Annotated in this window: 5 protein-coding genes; 4 read left to right on the top strand and 1 reads right to left on the bottom strand. The window is 40.8% G+C overall.

The genetic code is table 11. The features are described from left to right. Positions 1–571, top strand: a 571-nt coding sequence (gene deoC, locus AC52RT_RS00505) for a deoxyribose-phosphate aldolase (protein ID WP_495538941.1), incomplete at its 5' end; no start/stop codon positions are given. A gap of 125 nt (positions 572–696) precedes the next feature. On the opposite strand, the gene AC52RT_RS00510 is transcribed toward deoC, so the two are convergent. After that, complete coding sequence (locus AC52RT_RS00510; RefSeq protein ID WP_495538942.1) at positions 697–1629, bottom strand: Na/Pi symporter; 933 nt, start codon at positions 1627–1629, stop codon at positions 697–699. A 235-nt stretch (positions 1630–1864) separates the two neighbouring features. Here AC52RT_RS00510 and rpsU point away from each other — a divergent pair, with 235 nt between their 5' ends. From rpsU to AC52RT_RS00525, 3 genes are all read left to right on the top strand, one after another. Then, the gene (gene rpsU, locus AC52RT_RS00515; protein ID WP_340846483.1) at positions 1865–2038 is read left to right on the top strand and encodes a 30S ribosomal protein S21; all 174 of its coding nucleotides are present in this window, start codon (positions 1865–1867) and stop codon (positions 2036–2038) included. Positions 2039–2052: 14 nt separating this feature from the next. Beyond that, positions 2053–2499 carry a GatB/YqeY domain-containing protein gene (locus tag AC52RT_RS00520; protein WP_340846482.1) on the top strand — a complete coding sequence of 149 codons (447 nt, stop codon included), beginning with the start codon at positions 2053–2055 and terminating at the stop codon, positions 2497–2499. A gap of 366 nt (positions 2500–2865) precedes the next feature. Next, positions 2866–3953, top strand: a 1088-nt coding sequence (locus AC52RT_RS00525) for an NfeD family protein (RefSeq protein ID WP_495538943.1), incomplete at its 3' end; no start/stop codon positions are given.

The following is a 3953-nucleotide window of genomic DNA, read 5'->3' on the forward strand; positions in this document are numbered from 1 at the left end:
TTTTGCATCAGTTTGTGTAAACCCAACTTGGGTAAAATATTCAAGCGAACAGCTTCAAGGGTCTGACGTGAAGGTTTGTACGGTTATCGGATTCCCTCTAGGAGCTAATACACCAGAAACAAAAGCATTTGAAGTGCAAAATGCAATTGAAAACGGTGCACATGAAGTTGATATGGTTATTAACATCGGCGCGCTTAAGGACAAAGATGACGAGCTAGTTGAACGTGATATCCGTGCGGTTGTAGCTGCTGCTAAAGGTAAAGCCCTGACTAAAGTTATCATCGAAACTTCTTTATTAACTGAGGAAGAAAAAATTCGCGCTTGTGAACTTGCTGTTAAAGCAGGAGCTGACTTCGTGAAAACATCTACTGGATTCTCTACAGGCGGTGCAACTCCTGAAGATATCGCGTTAATGCGCAAAACAGTTGGACCTGATCTTGGAGTTAAAGCTTCAGGCGGTGTCCGCAATACAGAAGATGCTAACAAAGTTATTGAAGCAGGTGCAACACGTATCGGCGCTAGTGCTGGTGTTTCTATCATCAAAGGACTTACAGCTGATTCTGATTACTAAGAATACCGTAAAAAGCGCAGCCCTCTATTTTAGAGAGCTGCGCTTTTTTTAATTGAAAATAATCTATTCACCAAAACAAGGAGATAGAATACATTAAAGGGTATGTTAACTTGATTTCTCTGTTGTTATAGGGAACTTCTGCCTCCATGTATCCGCAAAATAAAATGAGCATATTGTTTTGCGAAAGGAAGGACAGCAAGTGATGTTATCAGATTAAAGAACAGGCTTGCATGTGCAAGCTGAAGTGCTTTTTCTGTGGTGAAGTAGGCAGTAGCGTTTTCAAGGAGACCGATAAATGGGAGAGAAGACAGGACACCAAATAAATTTAACCATATATGGGCATAAGCAGTTAGAGTGGCTTCTCTTCCTGACCCGATACTCGCCATGTAGCCGGTAATGCATGTGCCGATGTTAGAACCCAGCATGATCACAATAGCGGAGGAAACACTTAAGTCTCCCGCGGCAACAAAACTCATGGCTAAACCAACGGTAGCTGAACTTGAATGAATAATTGCAGTGAGCGTTACTCCAATTAGCAATGCAAAGCCTATGTGATTTTCAATCAGCGTAATCATTTCCGCAGCTGCTGGGAATGCTGAAATGGGTCCAGCAAGTGTTTTGAAGCCTCCCATTGCCGCAAAAATGGCGCTGATTCCAATGAACGCGGTCCCGATGCTTTTAGGTAAGTGATGGGGAATTAGCCAAAGTACGGCTCCTAGAATGATGGTGGGAACAATCCAGCGATCCATTGGAAAAGCCATAAACTCAGTAGTAAAGGTCGAACCGATATTGGTGCCAAGTATTATTCCAATTGTTTGCGGAAAAGTCAGTGCTTTTGCTGCAACTAATCCGACTGCCATCACCATAACGGCTGAACTGCTTTGGAGAATTCCGGTAAAAAAAATACCTGCTAGGAAGCCTTTCCAAGGTTTATTTGTCACGAGAGCGAGAAATGATTTTAATCGCTCGCCAGCAGCATTAAATAACCCAATGCGGAGTACAAACATCCCAGTTAAAAACATAATAATATATAAGAGAAATAATAATAATACCTGCACGCACTTCACCCCTCCTATAGTCTATGGACGGGCTTGATAAAAATGCTTTTTTTGCTGGATTATTGAATATTTTTTAGAAAAAAGGTATATATAAAGCATTATCCAATCATTTCTCAAAAAATTGTCTTATTATTGAGTTGACCAGTTGTTATGCATATATTATAATGGTTTAGTACATGTTATAACATGTTGCCAACTATGAATTAGTGTGTTGTTTTCGGAGGCAGGGAAAGAGATGTCTAAAACCGTCGTTCGTAAAAACGAATCACTTGAAGATGCTCTTCGTCGTTTCAAAAAGACTGTATCTAAAGCAGGATCGCTTCAGGAAGCTAGGAAGCGTGAGTTCTATGAAAAACCAAGTGTTAAACGTAAGAAGAAGTCTGAAGCTGCTAGAAAACGTAAATTCTAAGAGAGGGTGGAAATATGAGTCTTCTCGAGCGTTTAAATAATGATATGAAACAAGCGATGAGAGATAAAGCCAAGGATCAACTATCTGTTATACGGATGCTTAAGTCTTCACTTCAAAATGAAGCACTTAAAAAAGCAGACCGTGAACTAACTGAAGAAGAAGAATTGACGATACTTTCTCGCGAATTAAAACAACGCAAAGACTCCCTCCAAGAGTTTGAAAACGCCGGTCGTATAGATCTCGTGGATAAAGTCCGAATCGAAATAGGTTACGTTGAGGCATATATGCCCAAGCAACTCTCAGAGGAAGAAGTCTCTAACATCGTTTCTGAAACGATTGAAGAGATTAATGCTTCGTCTAAAGCAGATATGGGGAGAGTTATGGGAGCTTTAATGCCGAAGCTAAAAGGCAAAGCAGATGGTTCTCTAATTAATAAATTAGTACAACAACATCTATCCTAATCTCAAAACCAAACCATAGGCATATGCCTGTGGTTTTTTGCTTTACCCTGAATTAGTATACTTTTGCAAAGAAAAATTATTCAAAGCATAGTACTTTATACATACTAGTACATATCAATAAAGCCTCAATTTGAATTCTTCGCGGAGGAGGCGTCTACACTTTTTTAGTCTAGTTGCGCCGCCTAGCCCGCTGTGGAAAAGATGAGTGTCCTCAAAAGGGAAGGAGCGCCCTTTTGGTTCGTTCCCTATTTCCTTCGCGGTCTGAACGAGGCGGCTACACTTTTTAATTAAAAATGAAACTTTTTTGTTTTTGGTTCGTATTAATGGGTAGGGCTTAATTTATTTTAGTGAAAGGGGGGAATCTCCTTGAGTGCACGCCTATGGGTAGGTTTGACCACGCTCTCGGCCCTGCTGATTATATTTTTGCTGCCGAATTTTGTGTCAGCAAAAAATGAGTTGGTGTATGTTGTTCTGATTGAGGAAACGGTTGAGGATGGGTTATCTTCATTTATTGACCGTGCTCTTGATAAAGCTGAAGAGGATCAGGCAAAGCTGGTTATTTTTGAAATTAATACACCAGGAGGACGAGTCGATTCGGCTGCGAAGATTGCAAAACGAATGACCAGTTCGAAAGTGGAAAGTGTGGCCTTTGTAAATAATGAGGCGTTGTCTGCAGGAGCTTATATTTCACTGAATGCGGACAAAATATATATGGTTCCTAATTCGACGATGGGTGCTGCTGCTGTAATTGACTCAGCTGGGAATACAGCTGGTAAGAAGGCTCAATCTTACTGGACCGCGGCAATGAGGACAGCGGCAGAACAAAACAACAGAAATCCAATTTACGCTCAGGCCATGGCTGATGAAGATGTCGATTTGCCTGAGTACGGTGCTGAAAAAGGGAAACTGTTGACGTTTACGGCAGCTCAAGCGTTAAAGGCGGGCTATAGTGAAGGGACGGTAAAAAATCAGGAAGAGCTGTTAACAAAGCTTGGTCTTGGAGACGCTGATGTGCGTTATATTGATGAGAGCATGGCTGAAAAAATAGCAAGGTTCTTGACTAATCCGTTGATTATCCCGATATTGTTAACCATTGCAGCGATAGGGATAGTGGTTGAATTGTTCTCACCTGGATTTGGTATCCCAGGGTTTGTTGGGATAACCGCTCTGCTTTTATATTTTTATGGTCATTTAATTGCAGGTGCTGCTGGTTATGAAACGATTGTGTTGTTTGTCTTGGGTGTCATTTTATGTCTTCTTGAGCTTTTTGTGCCGGGTGGAATTGTTGGTTTACTTGGGTTTGGGGCAATTATTGGAAGTCTATTTATGGCTTCGGATGACCCTGTTTTAATCGGGATTTCATTATTAATTGCGATAACCATTGCGGTTTTGGTAGCTATTCTAATGGTAAAGGTGTTTGGGAAAAATATGAATTTTTTTAAAAAGATTATCCT

This window comes from Peribacillus sp. (assembly GCF_059453735.1).

Excerpts from the sequence above, each read along its gene's own strand:
- rpsU (WP_340846483.1), top strand. The coding sequence starts at position 1,865 with ATGTCTAAAACCGTCGTTCGTAAAAACGAATCACTTGAAGATGCTCTT.
- AC52RT_RS00520 (WP_340846482.1), top strand. The coding sequence starts at position 2,053 with ATGAGTCTTCTCGAGCGTTTAAATAATGATATGAAACAAGCGATGAGA.